Here is a 15,621-nt window from a genome sequence, read left to right on the forward strand (position 1 = left end):
TGCACACCTGTGAAATGCCCGATTCCCGTCGTCGCCAATCATGCGCAGCGCGCGGTGCTGTGCGCGCGCTACGCCGTGCGATGCGCGCGGGACCGCACGACGGGGCGTACCGCCTCCAGAACCGCGATCCCCACTGCCGCGGAGACGAACGCGAGCACGGTGTAGGACGCGTTGCCCGCGTCCAGCTCGAAGAAGCGGGCGAGCGGCGGCACGGTGAAGATGACCGCGTAGGCCGCCACGGACACCGTCAGCAGCGTCACCTTCCACCACTGCATGGGCCGGGCCACCGTACCGAGGACCCACATCGCGACGACGATCAGCGTGATGAGCGCCGAGGTGCTCGACTGGATCCGGTCCGCGCGCGAGGCGTCGGGTCCGTCGTAGGTGGCGAGGTAGGTCGCGAACGTGGCGATTCCCACCACCAGTCCTGCGGGCACCGCCTTGCGCAGAACCCGCGGAACGAAGCCGGAGCGGGCGCGCTCGTTGTTCGGCGCCAGCGACAGCAGGAACGCGGGGATGCCGATGGTGAACCACGCCGCGATGGTGACGTGGCGAGGCAGGAACGGGTAGGGCAGCGGATCGACGTTCACGATCAGGGACAGCAGACCCGACAGCCCGACGAGGACCGCGAGCACCACCGAGTAGACCGTCTTGGTGAGGAACAGGGTGGAGACGCGTTCGATGTTGCCGATGACCCGGCGTCCCTCGGCCACCACGTGGGGCAGTGTCGAGAACGCGTTGTCCAGCAACACGATCTGCGCCACGGACCGCGCCGCAGGGCTCCCCGCTCCCATGGCGACACCGATGTCGGCCTTCTTCAGGGCCAGTACGTCGTTGACGCCGTCACCCGTCATGGCCACCGTGTGACCACGGCTCTGCAGGGCGGTGACCATGTCCCGCTTCTGTTCCGGTCGTACCCGTCCGAACACAGCATGGCGCTCCATGGTGTCCGCGAGTTCCTCGGTGTTCGACGGGAGACTGCGGGCGTCGACCGCATCACCCGACGGCAGAGCGTCGAGCGACCCGGCCACCGCGCCCACGGACACCGCGTTGTCGCCGGAGATGATCTTGACCTGAACCGCTTGATCGGCGAAGTAGTTCAGGGTGTCGCCGGCGTCCCCCCGAATCTTCTGTTCCAGCACGACGAGCGCTCGGGGCGTCACGACACCCGGTGCGTCGGCGTGATCCATCGGTAGGTCGCTGGTCGCGAAGAGCAACACTCTCTTGCCGGCCGCGCCCAGCTCGGTCGCGCGTGCGGAGGCCTCCGATGCCGGATCCAGCAGTACGTCCGGCGCGCCGATCAGGAAGTTGCCCGCGTCGGGAAAAGAGACTCCGCTCCACTTCTTCTCCGACGAGAACGGGGCCCGAGCGGACGCCGTCCGGGCCGGCGCGGTCGGAAGCGCGTCGGCAACGGCGATCATGCTGGCGTTCGGTCGATCGTCGTCGGCGACGACGGCGGACAGATCGCGCCGGACGTCCTCGCCCGACTCGGTCGACAGCAGTATCAGGTCCGACATGACCATCGCGTTCTCGGTCAGCGTTCCGGTCTTGTCCGCACACACCACGTCGATACGGGCCAGCCCCTCTACCGCCGGAAGCTCCTGCACGAGGCACTGTCGACGTCCGAGGCGGACCACGCCGACGGCGAAGGCCAGCGAGGTGAGCAGCACCAGTCCTTCCGGCACCATCGGGACCAGTGCCGCCACCATGCCGTTGAGCGCGGGGCCGAGCGGCTGGCCCGTGACGACGAGCTGGTTGACGACGATGACGATGCCGGCCGGGATCATCACCCGGGTGATGTGGCGGAGGATGCGGTCGATACCGGACCGGAGTTCGGAGTCGATGAGGGTGAACTTGCCTGCCTCCTCGGCCAGCTGGGCCGCGTACGCTTCCCTGCCCACCTTGGTGACGCGGTAGGCGCCGCGGCCGGCGACGACGAACGACCCGGAGAACACGGAGTCGCCCGGGGTCTTCGTCATCGAGTCGGACTCACCCGTCAGCAGTGATTCGTCGACGTCGAGCGAGTCCGCCTCGATCACGTCGCCGTCCACGATGATCTGATCGCCCGGGCCGAGTTCCACGACGTCGCCGAGCACCACCTCGTGCGGCGCGAGATCCCGCGCTCGACCATCTCGTCGCACGAGGGGGCGACTCTGTCCGACGATGGCGAGCGCGTCGAGGGTACGTTTCGCGCGGAGTTCCTGGATGATGCCGATCCCGCTGTTCGCGACGATGAGCAGACCGAACATCGCGTCGATGATCGACCCGGTGGACAGCACGATGACGAGGAGTACCGCCAGGATCGCGTTGATACGCGTGAAGATGTTGCCGCGCAAGATGTCTGCGACCGACCTCGAGGAGCGGGCCGGCACGTCGTTGGATCGACCCTGCGATGCGAGGGTCTCCGCCTCCGCGGTGGTGAGTCCTTCTGCGGTGGGGACGTCGCTCGACAGCATGGAGGGGAGCCTAGTTCGTGTCGACGAGGTCGGTCGTCAGCCTCGTTGGACGTCCAGCACCCGTCGGGCCTGTTCGGTGACCGAGGTTCCCGCGCTGTACGCCTGTGCTCGCAGCAGCGCCGACGCGGCCTGGACGCTCAGATGGTGCCGCGCGACCACCACGCCGATCGCCAGGTGCACGGTCGACAGATCGAACCCATGGTCGGGCCCGCCGTCGACGGCCGTCAGCACGGTGTCTCCGTCCAGGTCGTCGCACAGGGGAACGCGTGGCGCCAGCAACTCCGGGCGCTGCTCGACGAGCGCTGCGATGGCGGCGTCCGAGTGCGTGCTGCTCCGGCGTCGACTGCGCCAGTACATCTGGAGTGTTCCCAGCGGTGTGCCGGCGGCACCGATGGGGAACGTGGCGACCTCGACGACTCCGAGTGTCGCCAGTTCGTCGACGAGGGTGGTCCAGCGGACGCCGTGGTCGGGATTCTCTACGTCGAGGCGACTGTGTCCTGCCCCCGCCATCGAGTCGGTGTGTGGTCCGCTGCCGAGGAGGTACTGGAGGTCGGCCAGGCGTTCGGCCAGGTCGTCCGTCGCATACGTGACGAGCCGGACGTCGGCATCGGCGGCCGACTCCGCCACCACGGCAGCCCCGTCCGCCCGGCACCACTGCACACAGGAAGCCAGCCACGTCTCCGCAGTGCGACCGGACCGCAGTTCGCCCGAGACGCGCTCGTCGGGTGGGTGCGGCTCGCGGGCCGAGTTCGATGCCATGGGGGCGTCCTTCGCTGCGTTCGTGAAACCGGCTCGTGGACCGCAGCTGAGGGAGTGTCTCGCCTTTCATCGTGTACCCGCCTGTCGTCTCCGCACACCACATCCGCCGGTGTCCTCGAGCACGGGCACATCGATCGCCGCAAGGCGACGATCACCGACATGGTCAACTCGCTCGGAGCGTCCTCGACGACTTCTCGCGTTGTGCGCAGAATGCTCGAGGTCCGAGCCGGATCTTGTGCAGATGGCAAGACCGTGGTGACCTGAGCATCTCCGCGATGCACCGAGCCGGAGATGACGTCCTGAGGGGGAAGCGCCATGACCAGCAACGAGAATGTCGACCACCGAACGCCGCGGACAGCGGAGGCACTCGAGAGCATCGCGCAGCGTGTGTTGTGGTTGTCGACCTCGATGATTCACCACGCCAATCGGATCCGGCCGAACCCGAGTGGGCTCAAGGTGGGTGGCCACCAGGCGTCGTGCGCGTCGATGGTGTCGATCATGACGTCGCTGTGGTTCGAGCAGTTGCAGCCCGGAGACCGGGTGTCGGTCAAACCGCACGCGTCCCCGGTGCTGCACGCGATCAACTACCTCCTCGGTGAGTTGGACGAGGAATATCTGACGACGCTGCGGTCCTACGGCGGGTTGCAGTCCTACCCCTCGCGCGCGAAGGACCCCGACACCGTCGACTACTCCACCGGGTCTGTGGGTATCGGGGCGACGGCACCGATCTGGGGCGCGATGTCGCGCCGGTACGTCGACGCCGCCTTCGGCGACGCGGACGACGACCGGGCGGCCACCGGATTCCGCGGGCGGCAGTACTCGCTCGTCGGCGACGCCGAACTGGACGAGGGTGCGGTGTGGGAAGCGGTGATCGACCCTGGCATCGCGGACCTCGGCGAGATCGTGTGGATCGTCGACCTGAACCGCCAGTCGCTGGATCGAGTGGTGCCGAACTTCGCTGCGCGGCGGCTGGAGAAGATGTTCGACGCCGCCGGCTGGCAGGTCGTCACCGTCTCGTTCGGCACCCTTCTCGACGCGTTGTTCGCCCGCCCGGGCGGTGAGGCCCTGCGCGAACGCATCATCGACATGCCCAATCCCGAGTATCAGCGGTTGCTGCGCTGCACGGCGGACGAACTGCGCAGCCGACTGCCCGGCGACGGGCCCGGTGCCGAGAGGATCCGCACCCTCGTCGCCGATCTGGACGACACCGCGCTGACGGAGGCCATCCGCAACCTGGGCGGACACGACCTCGCCGCCCTGCGCGCCGCATTCGACCGCATCGACGACACTCGACCCACGGTGATCATCGCCTACACGGTGAAGGGCTTCGGGTTGCCCACGCAGGGTCATCCGCAGAACCACTCCTCACTGTTGACGGTGGAGGAGTACGCCGAGCTGGCTCACGCGCTCGGCACCGACCCCGACGCGCCGTGGGGACGATTCCCGGACGGCAGTGCTGCCGGGCGGGTGTGCGAGGACACCGCGGATCGCCTGCGTCGGGAACCGGTTCGCACTGTCGAGCCTCCGGTGGTGCCGACCGACATCGGGCGTACGCCCAAGGGAACGGCGACGACGCAGGCCGCGCTGGGGCGGGTGCTGCTGGATCTGACGCGGCAGGCGCCCGAGGCGGCGCGGCGGGTCGTCACCGTCAGTCCCGACGTCAGTTCCACCACCAACCTCGGTGGCTGGGTGAACAAGGTCGGAGTCTGGTCCTCGTCGGAACGCCACGACTGGTTCGGTGACGACGCCGAGACGATCATGCACTGGCGCGAGAGCCCCACGGGACAACACATGGAACTTGGCATCGCCGAGACCAACCTGGTCGGGTTGATGGGCGAGCTCGGGGCCACGTGGAGCCGGTGGGGGGAGCCGCTCTTCCCGATCGGGGTGATGTACGACCCGTTCGTCGAACGCGCGCTCGAGCCGTGGTCGTACGGCATCTACGCGGGCGGTCAGTCGATTCTCGTCGGCACCCCGTCGGGAGTGACGCTGGCCGCGGAAGGTGGTGCGCACCAGTCGATCAAGACGCCGTCGATCGGTCTGGAGCAGCCCGGGTGCGTGAGCTGGGAACCGGCGTTCGCGATCGATGTGGAGTGGACGCTGCTGGCGGCGATCGGTCGGTTGGGACGACCGGGCGGCACGTCGGCGTACCTGCGCCTGTCGACCAGGCCGGTCGAGCAGTCGCTGGCGAACGTTCCGGCGGATCCGGCGGCGCGCGAGCGTCGACGGCGGCAGGTGGTGGCCGGGGGATACCCGCTGGTGCGGCAGGACGGCGCCGTGGTGACCATCGCGGCGATGGGCGCGATGGTCACGGAGGCCCTCGCTGCCGCGGAGCGGCTCGAGCAGATCGGGCTCGTGGCCGACGTGCTGTGCGTCACGAGTCCGGGGGAGCTGTATCGGGCGGTGCAGGCCCGGCAGGGGCATCTCGACGCAGAGTCGTGGATTCTCGATCAACTGCTGCCGGCCGAGCGGGCGACGCCGATGGTGACGGTCCTCGACGGTCATCCACACACGCTCGCGTTCCTGGCGACGGTCAACCGGGTGCCGTCCACGTCTCTGGGAGTGAGCGAGTTCGGGCAGGTCGGCTCACTCGACGAGGTGTACCGCCACCACCACATCGACACCGATTCGATCGTCCGGGCCGCTCTCGACGTCACCGGTCACTGACTGCGTCGCGGCACGGTCACCGAGCGGCCGCGGCACCGAGTTCGATGAGCAGGACGCCGGCGACGATGCACGCGATCCCGCCGAGCATGCGGCGAGTCAGGGGTTCACGGAAGAGGTATCGGGAGGCCACGGCGGTGAGGGCCACTCCGGACGCGGCCCAGATGCCGTAGGCCACACCGAGGGCCAGGCCGGAACGGAGCGCACCGAGAAGGGCGACGAGAGCGAGGAGATATCCGAGTGCGACGACCCCGTAGAACGCGGGGCGTCCGGTGGCCGCCACGCGAAGCGACAGCGTGGCCGACACCTCGAGGAGGATGGCGCCGAGGAGGAACAGGTACTGCATCACGGTTCCCGCTGTGCGGGGTGAGACCCGGTCTCGACGAGGAGTACACCGACGATGACCAGCCCGATTCCGAGACCCATCACGATGGTCAGCGGCTCACCGAAGAGCGCCGTCGCGAGTAGGGCGGTGAGAGCGACACCGCTCGCTCCCCAGATTCCGTACGCGACACCGAGGGCCATTCCGCGGCGCAGTACGAACGCGAGTCCGACGAACGCCAGCAGGTATCCGATGACGACGACCACGTACAGGGCGGGACGGGTCTCGGAACCCTGAAGCGACAGGGTGGCGGACACTTCGGCCACCACGGCCGCTGCCAGAACGAACCACACCATGCGGTAGTTCTACCGCACGGTCGGACTAGCGAGCGATCTGTCCGCGGCCCATACGCAGGAGAAGCATGCCGAGGGTGCGGCCCTCGTGGCCGAGATCGCCGAAGCGCTGGAGCACCGACATCTCGCGTGCGGACGATGCGGCCGAGCGAGGCTCCATCATGCCGACGGTGCGAGTGAGCTCGGTGCGGCGTGCCACAGCGGCGAGGATCTGAGCGTCGAGACGCTCGATCTCGTCGTGCAGGGAGTCGATGTCGTGGGCGGTGTCGGCACCGTGGTTGCGCGTGACGTCTGCGGTGGCGAAGTCGGTTGCAATGCTCATGTCTACTGAATCGCGCCCATCCCGGATTTCATTACCGATCTGCCGAGATATTTTTCGGCGACCGGTCGAGAACGGGTCTCACCTGCGGCGATGGTGATTGTGAGCTGGGTCGCAGTACACGCTGCGGCCTGAAGTGAGGTTAGGCTAACGCAATGTTCCGCACTCGCCGCACGCCCCTGAGGCGACTGATTCCCGTTCTCGTCGCGATGGTGGCCCTCACCGTGTCGTGTTCGTCTGCCCCGACGGACGACGACCGTGACGCGGCGCGGACACCGGGCGGCGTCTACCCGGCGGCGGTCGACACTGCGTTCGGCGCCGTCGACATCGACTCGGCGCCGACGCGTGTCGTGGCGTTGGGGTGGGGAGATGCGGAGACGGCGTTGGCGCTGGGGGTCCAGCCTGTCGGTGCGAGCGACTGGCTCGACTTCGGCGGAGAGGGCGTGGGCCCGTGGGCCGAGGGTCTCTACGACACTCCACCCGAGATCATCGGAACGCTGGAACCGTCCTACGAAGCTGTAGCAGCGCTCGAGCCGGATCTGATCCTCGACACCAAGAGCTCGGGTGACGTCGGCCGACACGACCGGCTGGCGGCGATCGCCCCGACGGTCGGCATCCCGGAGGGAGCGGAGAACTACACGACGTCCTACGAAGACCAGGTGACCATGGTCGCCGCGGCGCTCGGCGTGCCCGACAGGGGCGCGGAACTGATCGCCGGGCTGGACGACGGTTTCCGCGCGGCCGCCGCGGGCCACCCCGAGTTCGAGGGCAGGACCGTCACCGTGGGCGCCCTCAGCGGGACCGGCTTCGGCGCCTACATCGAGGACAGCGAACGGGTGCAGTTCCTGATGCGGCTCGGGTTCCGACAGAACCCGACCATCGCGTCCATGACCCCGGTGCGCTTCTCCGTACCGATCGCGGACGAGCAGTTGGGTCTGCTCGACGCGGACCTCGTCGTCATGTTCCCGATCGGCAGGACAGCGCCGGACATCGAGCAGAACCCGCTGTTCCGCAGCATTCCGGCCGTCGCGCGGGGGCGTGCGATCGTGTTCGACGACCCGGCCGTGGCGAAGTCGTACTCCACCAACTCGGCGCTCTCACTGCGCTACGCACTCGACACGGTGGTTCCCCTTCTGGCGGACGCCCTCCGGTCGTGAGGGGCGCGGGGCCGAACGTGTGAAGGCTGCCTCGTCGGAGTGCTGCCTGTCGAGGGTCCACGACACCTAGGCTCCCGAACAGAGAGCGCACCCGGACGACCGGGAACGACGGAGAGGACCCCATGTCGCTACCGCTGACCGGCATACGAGTGTTGGAGCTCGGCAACTACATCGCCGCACCGACCGCGGGACGCATGCTCGCGGACTTCGGCGCGGAGGTGATCAAGGTCGAGCGGCCCGGCACCGGCGACGAGATCCGTAACTGGCGTCTCTATTCCGGTACCACCTCGATGTTGTATCGCACGATCAACCGCAACAAGAAGTCGATCGTTCTCGATCTGCGCACCGAGCAGGGGCGGCAGGACGTGCTGGATCTCGCCGCGCAGTGCGACATCGTGCTCGAGAACTTTCGGCCCGGCACCCTCGAGAAATGGGGACTCTCGCCGGAGCGGTTGAGCGAGAAGAACCCCGACCTCATCATCACCCGCATCTCCGCTTTCGGGCAGACCGGTCCGATGGCCGAGCGTCCCGGATTCGCCGCTGTCGCCGAGGCCTACGGGGGATTCCGCAACCTCGTCGGCGACCCCGACCGACCACCGGTTCGCGTCGGAGTGTCGATCGGCGATTCCATCGCCGGCCTCTACGCCGCCTTCGGTTGTGTCATGGCACTGTTCCGACGCCAGGCCGCGACGAGCGAGCTCTCGCTGGAGCAACGATCGATCGACGTCGCGCTCAACGAGTCGATTCTGTCGATGATGGAATCGTTGGTACCCGACTACCTCGCCTACGGAGTGGAACGCGAGCGCACCGGTGGGCGGATGGAAGGCATCGCACCCTCGAATGCGTACCCGTGCAACGACGGTCACTCGATCATCATCGCCGGCAACGGTGACGCCATCTTCCAGCGCTACATGGAGACCATCGGGCGGCCGGATCTCGGCGCGGATCCCGAGCTGTCTGCCAACGCAGGCCGCTGGCAGCGTCGGGACGAACTGGACGCGGCCATCTCCGCCTGGACCATGCTGCACTCACGCGACGAGGCGTTGGCGGTGCTTGATCGGGCCGGTGTGCCGTCGGGGCCCATCTACACGGCCGCCGACATCGTGCGGGACCCACAGTACCGAGCGCGCAACATGATTCAGACGTTCCCCGTGGACGTCGGTGGTGAGACTCCGGTGGACGTGGGTTTCGTCGGTGTGGTGCCCGTCATCGGCGACGCGTCCGTTCCCATCCGATCGCTCGGACCGGACCTCGGCGAGCACACCGCCGAAGTACTGCGGGAACTGTTGGGACGTACGGAAAGCGAGCAGGACGTATGACACGGATCCTGGTCACCCTGCCGATTCCGGAACCGGGTATGGAGATCCTGCGCCGCGCCGCCGACGTCGACGTGATCGCGCTCGATCACGTCGCGCTGGCGGAGCGATGCGCCTCCGGCGACTACGACGTGGTGGTGGCCCAGCTCCGAGACCGGTTCGACAGCGGTCTGCTCGCCGGTGCGCGCCTGCGGGGGATCTCCAACTACGCGGTGGGTGTCGACAACATCGAGGTCGGCGCCGCCACCGCCCGAGGCATCGTCGTCGGGAACACTCCGGGCGTCCTGACGGACTCGACGGCGGACATCGCTCTGTTGCTGATGCTGGCCACAGCGCGTCGGGCGCTCGAGGCGGACCGGATGGTGCGCGCCGGTGAGTTCACCGGATGGGCACCGGAACTGATGCTCGGCACGGACGTGTCCGGACGGGTGTTGGGACTGGCCGGATTCGGGCGCATCGCGCGCGCGACAGCGCGGCGCGCTCTCGGATTCGGTATGACGGTGCGGTTCTGCCCTCGACCCCCGTCCGACAGGCCCGTCGACGACGAGGAACTCGGCGAGTTCGGCGGTCGTGTCGAGCACGTCTCGTGGGACGAGTTGGTGGCGACGAGCGATTTCCTGTCCCTGCACGTTCCGCTGACCGAGGCGACGCACCACCTCGTCGATGCTCGGGTTCTCGGCGCGATGAAGACCTCCGCGATTCTGGTGAACACCGCGCGCGGGCCGGTGGTCGACGAGGCCGCTCTGGTGGAGGCGTTGCGCGGCGGCGTGATCGCCGGCGCGGGGCTCGACGTCTACGAGGACGAACCGGCCACGGCACCCGGCCTGTCGGAGCTGGCCAACACCGTGCTGCTGCCGCACGTCGGGAGCGCGACGGTGTCGGTGCGGAGCGAGATGGCGCGTCTGTGCGCGGAGAACGCCGTCGCGATGGCCGCCGGCGAGCTGCCGCCCCACGCCGTCAATCCGGAGGCATGGGCGGACCTGTGAGAACTAGGTCGCGAGTGCGGAGTTGACCGCGTTCTCCGTCCTGGTCGGATCGTCCACCGTCAGGACGAGGCGATCGAACCGTCCGGTGCCGTCGAGCTCGATCACGATGTTGCGCACCGGATCCCCGACGTTCCAGAACACCTTCTCGCCGTCACGGTGGAAGGTGCCGGCGTACTTTCCCGGTATCGAGAGGCCCGGAGCCCTGATGCCCCTGGGCTCACGCCGTACGCCGGTGTCGACGGTGGCGCCCTTCACCTCGGACAACGGAATGTCGAGTCGGCGCGTGAAGCTCCAGAGCTTGTCGAGACCGCGAGGTTCGACGACCAGTCGACCGTCGACGATGGTCACGGTGTTCATGATGTGCCCTTTCTCTCGATGCAGGCGCGCGTGAGTATCGCGTCGCCCAGTGTTCGTGCGTCGATGCTCTCGGCAACCAACTTCTCGTGAATCTCCTGCCTCACCGAGGGATCGGAAGGGGCCAGATCCATGAGAGCGACCAGAAGCAGAGGCATCGTGGAGTGCGTCGAGCGCAGTGCGGTGAGGAACAGTCCGCGCTTGCTTCCGAACGCGTTGTAGAGGCTGGCCCGCCGGATGCCCACGGCCTCGAGGATCTGGTCCACGGAGGCTCCCGTGTAGCCGTGTGCGGTGAACACGTCGATCGCAGCCGCGAGCACGGTGTCCGTGTCGAACTCACGAGGTCTCGGCATGCACCCATTCTAGACTGATCAGTCAATAATGGCGAGCGCCCGCACGGCGTCGACGAATGCATCCACGTCGCGCGCAGTGTGCGCGAACGACGTCACGAGACGCACGACCCCCGGCTCCCACCGGTCGTCGTAGAACGTGAATCCGCGGTCGTGCAGTGCCCGTGTCAGAGCAGCGGGGAAGCGGAAGTAGGACATGTTCGCCGACGCGTCGCCCACGACCTCCACACCGGTGACCGGTCGTAGTCCCGCGCGCAGCCGGGCGGCCATCGCGTTGGCGTTACGCGCATGACGCATCCAGAGATCGTTCTCCAGGTAGGCCACGAGTTGGGCACTCTGGAACCGCATCTTGGACGTCAGCTGGCCACCGCGCTTGTGACGGAACGCCAGTTCCACAGACAGGGAGGGATCGAACGAGACGATCGCCTCGGCCGTCATGGTGCCGTTCTTCGTCGCGCCGAAGGACAGGACGTCGACTCCCGCTCGCCAGGTCATCTCGGCCGGCGAGCAGTCGAGGGCCACGAGCGCGTTGGCGAACCGGGCGCCGTCCATGTGCACGCGGAGTCCGGCATCGTGCGCGATGGTCGAGACCTCGCGCACCTCGTCGAGGGTGTGGACGCTGCCGGTCTCGGTGACCTGGGTGAGGCTCACCACCGACGGCTGGACACTGTGGACGTCGCCGCGTCGTCGCACGACTGCAGCGCGCAGTGCGTCGGGATGCATTTTCGAGTGCGGACCGTCCACCAGAACGATCTTGGCGCCGTCGGTGAAGAACTCGGGAGCGCCCGCCTCGTCGTTGGTGATGTGGCCGTCGGGATGCGTGAGAATGCTGCCCCACGGCGGCGTGCACGCGGCCAACGCCAGTCCGTTGGCCGCCGAACCGGTTCCGACGACGAACACGTCGACGGGACGCTCGAAGACATCGGCCATCAGTGCCGTGAGACGAGCGGACGTCGAATCGTTGCCGTACGGGGTCGCGAGTCCGGTCGACGCCTCCACCATGGCCGCGAGAATCTCCGGGGCGGTGCCGGCGGCGTTGTCGCTGAGGTATCCGGTGAGTGGGGCAGTGGTGCTCGTGGCCATACCCACCATGGTGGCAGAACCGCGACCAGCTACCGCAGCTCCGCCGCCAGGCGGGGGAGCAGCGCGAGGGGATTGGTGCGTTCGACCCGCGCCCGGCCGTCGCCGTCGAACACGTCGGACAGGCCCGGGGCCGGGTCGGAGGTGTCCGAGGCGGAGTAGGTGAGTCCGCTGAAGGGCCAGTCGGTTCCGAAGACGATGTGGTCGACGTCGGCCACCTCGAGCACCGACCGCAGCGACGACGCCGAGGCGGACAGCGCGGTGTCGTAGTGGAAGCGCCGCAGTGCACCTTCCAGGCCCAGCAGCGACACGGACGGGATCTGGTCCGGTACGACGGCGCGGGGCGCACCCAGCCGTGTGGCGAGGTACGGCAGGCAACCACCGGCGTGAGCGAGGACGAAGCGGATGTTCGGATACCGGTCGAGCGTGCCGGCCGCGATCATCTCGACCGCTGTCCTCGTGGTCTCGAACGGGAACTCCAGAAGAAAGCTCGGAAGCGGCAGTGGGGGAGCCGAACCCGCGGGGAGCTCGCCGGGGTGGACGAAGACGAGGGCGGACCGCGCGTCGAGCAACGCCATGATCGGCTCGAAGCGGGGGTCACCGAGGTAGATGCCGTCGTACGAGGACAGCAGTGCGACGCCGTCCATTCCCAGGACGTCCAGACCGTGCGCGATCTCGGCGAGGGACGCCGGCACGTCCGGGAGGGGCACGGTGACCAGGGAGCCGAAACGAGCGGGATGCAGCCGCACCTGGTCGGCCGCGTAGTCGTTGCAGGAACGCGCCAGGCGCACTGCCTCGAGACCGCGCGCGAACCGCACACCGGGGTCGGAGATCGAGAGCACCTGGGCCGCGATACCGAACTCGTCCATGAACGCGAGAGCGGCCTCCGGCGACCACGCGGGCAACGGAAGGCCGCCCGGAACGAGAAGCCCTGCGCGCAGCACGGCCTCCCGATACATCGGCGGGATCATGTGCGCGTGCAGGTCCACTCGATACGCGCCTGTGGGAGCGGCCCAGGCCGTCGGTCCCGTGGCCGCGAGCAGGCCCGTGCCGAGCACGCCTCCGCCGATCAGAGTCTGCAGAGCCTGTCGTCGTGTCGCCATCGTCGTTCCCCCCGTGTGCGGAAGCCGTCCCCCCGGCTCCGCGGCAACGTAACAGGCGCCGGTGCCACTCCTGATGTTTTCATCGGACTTCGGGACCGGTCACGAGTCGACGTGGTCCTGCGTGTCGTCCAGTCGGCCGGCCGCTGCGCGTCGACGCAGGACCTCGCGGTGTCCGAACGTCGCACGGAGAATCTGCTCCCGGTCGGCCACGGTGCTGCCGACGGCGCCCGCCACGGTGCCGAGTGATGCCGAGAGCCAGGCCAGGCGAACGTAATCGGAGAGGTTCGCCGAACGCCCGATCTGTTCGGACAGGAACGACGGAGAGATCACCACCGCGGCCGCCGCGCCGACCACCGCGAACAGGACCGCGTACATGACGGCCACCCCGGACACGACCGTACCGAGGGTGGCGAGGTTGTACATCGTGCGATCGAACCCGCGCTCGCGTCGAGCGCGCCTCTCCCACAGTCCGTTCGGCACGATGAGCCATGTCGTCACGGCCACGAGGGCGGTGGCGGACACCGCTGACAGACGCACGATCGACATCGAGGCCGCCATCTGCCAGATGCTCGAGTAGAAGAGGCCGAACGCGGACGTCGCGGTCGCCGCGGCGAGTGCGCCGGACAACGTCGGCATCAACCGCCACGGGCGGTTGGTGCGGATCATGCCCGCGACCACTCGCGCTCGTCCCGCCAGGGCGGGCGCCACCAGGGCGTCGTGGCCGGACACGGTGGACCAGTGCGCGAGACCCGTGGCGGGATCGGGCCGGTCGACACCGGTGGCGTCGCGTAGCGCTTCCAGCGCGGCCAGCGTGACGGCGCGCGCCCGCGGCGCGACTCGGTGGGTCCCGAACGACGGAACGTAGACGACCACCATCGACGGCCCGACGATCTCGGCGAGTACGGGGCGGGACCGCACGCGCCGCGGTATCTCGGACACGCACACGGTGAGGACGTCCTCGCTGCCCCCGGTATGGCCGAGCAGGGACGCCCAGGTGTCCAGGTCGGGGCTGCCGCTCTGTACCGGTGGCAACGGGATCGCGACCTGGTCGACGGTGAGCACGTCGCCGTCGCGCGTTGCCGATCCGTCGAGATCGGCCGCGACGGAGTCGGCGACGGCGGCGGCGAAGCCGGGATCGGACGCGACTCTGACGACGGGCATCCTGGTCGGCTACCCGTCGTGCTCGATCGGAAACGGGCACGGGGGGCCGCCGCGTTCCCGCCGAGTCGTCGCCCGACCGATCGCTCAGTCGTCGAGCTTGAAGCCGACCTTCAGCGTCACCTGGAAGTGCGCGACAGCACCGTTCTCGATGTGTCCGCGAGTCTCGGTGACTTCGAACCAGTCCAGCTCTCGCAGTGTGGCGCTCGCACGGGAGATGGCCTTGCGGATGGCGTCGTCGACACCTTCGGTCGAGGTGCCGACGATCTCGGTGACGCGGTAGACGTTGTCGCTCACGGGGTGCCCTTCGGTCGATGAACAGAACTCCGTCATCGTGCGTCCTCGGGTGGCGTCCGGTCCAGAGTTTCGATCGACGCGGTTCGACCCGGTACCCGTGTCCGTTTCGGAACAGGGCGGCTCGGGTAGAAGACGTGCGGCGGCAGCGGCGGCGCGAGCGTCGGCGCGGACGCCCGGTGAGGTTGAGACCACAGCCCTGCCGATGGAACGGCCTTCCCGCACGGACCACGCGGGCGGGGAGGCCGTTTCCGTCTTCTATTCGGAGTCGGGCCGGTGTCGGATCGATCTAGTCCGTGACGGTGAGACCGTGCGCGTGCACGTAGGCGAGCGCCTGGACGGTGTCGATGCGGGCACCGCCGAGCGCCGCCGACGTCCAGAACGTCGCATCGGCGACGCTGCCGCGCAGATCCGCGTCGTCGAGTCGGAGGCCGGAGGTGCGGGCGCCGCCGAAGTCGACGCCGCGCAGCGTGGCCTTGCGAAGATCGGTTCCGACGAGGTTGGCGTCCCGCAGACGCGCCCCGGTCAGGTCGAGCCCGCGGAGGTCGAGCCCGCCGAGAGACGTGAGCATGAGGTCGACCTCGTCGAAGACAGCGGGCGTGATACGCGAGTCGGAAATGGCGGAACCGAGAAACGATGTGCTACGGAAGGTGCTGTGCCACAACCGGCTCCGGCGGAATTCGCAGTTGCGGAAGGCCGACCCGATGTGCGTCGACTCCGTCAGATCGACACCGGAGAAGTCGCAGTCGGTGAAGACGACACCGTGAGTGGTCAGGCCGGCGAGATCCGCATCGATGAAGCTGCAGGACGTGTACGAGCGCCTGTCCCACTGCTGGCCGTGTGCGTCGCTCTCGTTGTAGTTCTCGTCCTCGAACGACCGGTCGGCGAATTCGTCCTCCACACGGGGGACTCTAGCGGGAAGGCCGGAGGCCGGCCGGGGTGTGCCGGGA

Annotated in this window: 16 protein-coding genes; 4 read left to right on the top strand and 12 right to left on the bottom strand. The window is 68.3% G+C overall.

Going from position 1 to position 15,621, the window contains the following annotated elements; genetic code table 11:
- Positions 1-68: 68 nt before the first annotated feature.
- Together HQ325_RS05160 and HQ325_RS05165 are read right to left on the bottom strand one after the other, a co-directional pair.
- On the bottom strand, positions 69-2,456 hold the full coding sequence (locus HQ325_RS05160; protein ID WP_222626998.1) for an HAD-IC family P-type ATPase: 2,388 nt from the start codon (positions 2,454-2,456) through the stop codon (positions 69-71).
- A gap of 36 nt (positions 2,457-2,492) precedes the next feature.
- The gene (locus HQ325_RS05165; RefSeq protein ID WP_222626999.1) at positions 2,493-3,215 is read right to left on the bottom strand and encodes an ANTAR domain-containing protein; all 723 of its coding nucleotides are present in this window, start codon (positions 3,213-3,215) and stop codon (positions 2,493-2,495) included.
- Between the two features lie 315 nt (positions 3,216-3,530).
- Between HQ325_RS05165 and HQ325_RS05170 the strand changes: the two genes are divergently transcribed.
- Positions 3,531-5,882 carry a pyruvate dehydrogenase gene (locus HQ325_RS05170; protein WP_222627000.1) on the top strand — a complete coding sequence of 784 codons (2,352 nt, stop codon included), beginning with the start codon at positions 3,531-3,533 and terminating at the stop codon, positions 5,880-5,882.
- A 16-nt stretch (positions 5,883-5,898) separates the two neighbouring features.
- On the opposite strand, the gene HQ325_RS05175 is transcribed toward HQ325_RS05170, so the two are convergent.
- Genes HQ325_RS05175 through HQ325_RS05185 form a run of 3 tightly spaced genes read right to left on the bottom strand, consistent with a single transcriptional unit; the run spans position 5,899 to position 6,876 of the window.
- Entirely contained in the window at positions 5,899-6,225 is a 327-nt protein-coding gene (locus HQ325_RS05175; protein ID WP_222627001.1) for a multidrug efflux SMR transporter, read from the bottom strand.
- Positions 6,225-6,557: a multidrug efflux SMR transporter gene (locus HQ325_RS05180; RefSeq protein ID WP_222627002.1), complete on the bottom strand. Its 333-nt coding sequence runs from the start codon at positions 6,555-6,557 to the stop codon at positions 6,225-6,227. The genes HQ325_RS05175 and HQ325_RS05180 overlap by 1 nt, the downstream gene beginning before the upstream one ends.
- Positions 6,558-6,582: 25 nt before the next feature.
- A complete protein-coding gene (locus tag HQ325_RS05185; RefSeq protein WP_222627004.1) occupies positions 6,583-6,876 on the bottom strand; it encodes a chorismate mutase in 294 nt (97 codons plus the stop codon).
- Positions 6,877-7,028: 152 nt separating this feature from the next.
- Between HQ325_RS05185 and HQ325_RS05190 the strand changes: the two genes are divergently transcribed.
- The 3 genes from HQ325_RS05190 (at position 7,029) to HQ325_RS05200 (ending at position 10,332) form a co-directional block, all read left to right on the top strand.
- Positions 7,029-8,030 (top strand): iron-siderophore ABC transporter substrate-binding protein, encoded by a 1,002-nt coding sequence (locus HQ325_RS05190; protein ID WP_222627005.1) that lies wholly within the window; start codon positions 7,029-7,031, stop codon positions 8,028-8,030.
- Positions 8,031-8,152: 122 nt separating this feature from the next.
- Positions 8,153-9,349 carry a CaiB/BaiF CoA-transferase family protein gene (locus HQ325_RS05195; protein WP_222627007.1) on the top strand — a complete coding sequence of 399 codons (1,197 nt, stop codon included), beginning with the start codon at positions 8,153-8,155 and terminating at the stop codon, positions 9,347-9,349.
- Positions 9,346-10,332, top strand: a complete 987-nt coding sequence (locus HQ325_RS05200; RefSeq protein WP_222627009.1) for a D-glycerate dehydrogenase — start codon at positions 9,346-9,348, stop codon at positions 10,330-10,332. The genes HQ325_RS05195 and HQ325_RS05200 overlap by 4 nt, the downstream gene beginning before the upstream one ends.
- A gap of 3 nt (positions 10,333-10,335) precedes the next feature.
- On the opposite strand, the gene HQ325_RS05205 is transcribed toward HQ325_RS05200, so the two are convergent.
- From HQ325_RS05205 to HQ325_RS05235, 7 genes are all read right to left on the bottom strand, one after another.
- A complete protein-coding gene (locus HQ325_RS05205; protein ID WP_222627012.1) occupies positions 10,336-10,689 on the bottom strand; it encodes a PH domain-containing protein in 354 nt (117 codons plus the stop codon).
- Complete coding sequence (locus tag HQ325_RS05210) at positions 10,686-11,039, bottom strand: TetR/AcrR family transcriptional regulator (protein ID WP_222627014.1); 354 nt, start codon at positions 11,037-11,039, stop codon at positions 10,686-10,688. The genes HQ325_RS05205 and HQ325_RS05210 overlap by 4 nt, the downstream gene beginning before the upstream one ends.
- A gap of 18 nt (positions 11,040-11,057) precedes the next feature.
- Complete coding sequence (locus tag HQ325_RS05215) at positions 11,058-12,119, bottom strand: low specificity L-threonine aldolase (RefSeq protein WP_261777682.1); 1,062 nt, start codon at positions 12,117-12,119, stop codon at positions 11,058-11,060.
- Positions 12,120-12,148: 29 nt separating this feature from the next.
- On the bottom strand, positions 12,149-13,219 hold the full coding sequence (locus HQ325_RS05220; protein WP_222627018.1) for an amidohydrolase family protein: 1,071 nt from the start codon (positions 13,217-13,219) through the stop codon (positions 12,149-12,151).
- 99 nt (positions 13,220-13,318) lie between these two features.
- A complete protein-coding gene (locus tag HQ325_RS05225; RefSeq protein WP_222627020.1) occupies positions 13,319-14,380 on the bottom strand; it encodes a hypothetical protein in 1,062 nt (353 codons plus the stop codon).
- A gap of 84 nt (positions 14,381-14,464) precedes the next feature.
- On the bottom strand, positions 14,465-14,674 hold the full coding sequence (locus tag HQ325_RS05230) for a dodecin (RefSeq protein WP_222627022.1): 210 nt from the start codon (positions 14,672-14,674) through the stop codon (positions 14,465-14,467).
- A gap of 286 nt (positions 14,675-14,960) precedes the next feature.
- Positions 14,961-15,572, bottom strand: a complete 612-nt coding sequence (locus HQ325_RS05235) for a pentapeptide repeat-containing protein (protein ID WP_308014259.1) — start codon at positions 15,570-15,572, stop codon at positions 14,961-14,963.
- Between the last annotated feature and the right edge of the window lie 49 nt (positions 15,573-15,621).

Source organism: Rhodococcus sp. BP-349 (assembly GCF_019835845.1).
Classification (GTDB): Bacteria; Actinomycetota; Actinomycetes; order Mycobacteriales; family Mycobacteriaceae; genus Rhodococcoides.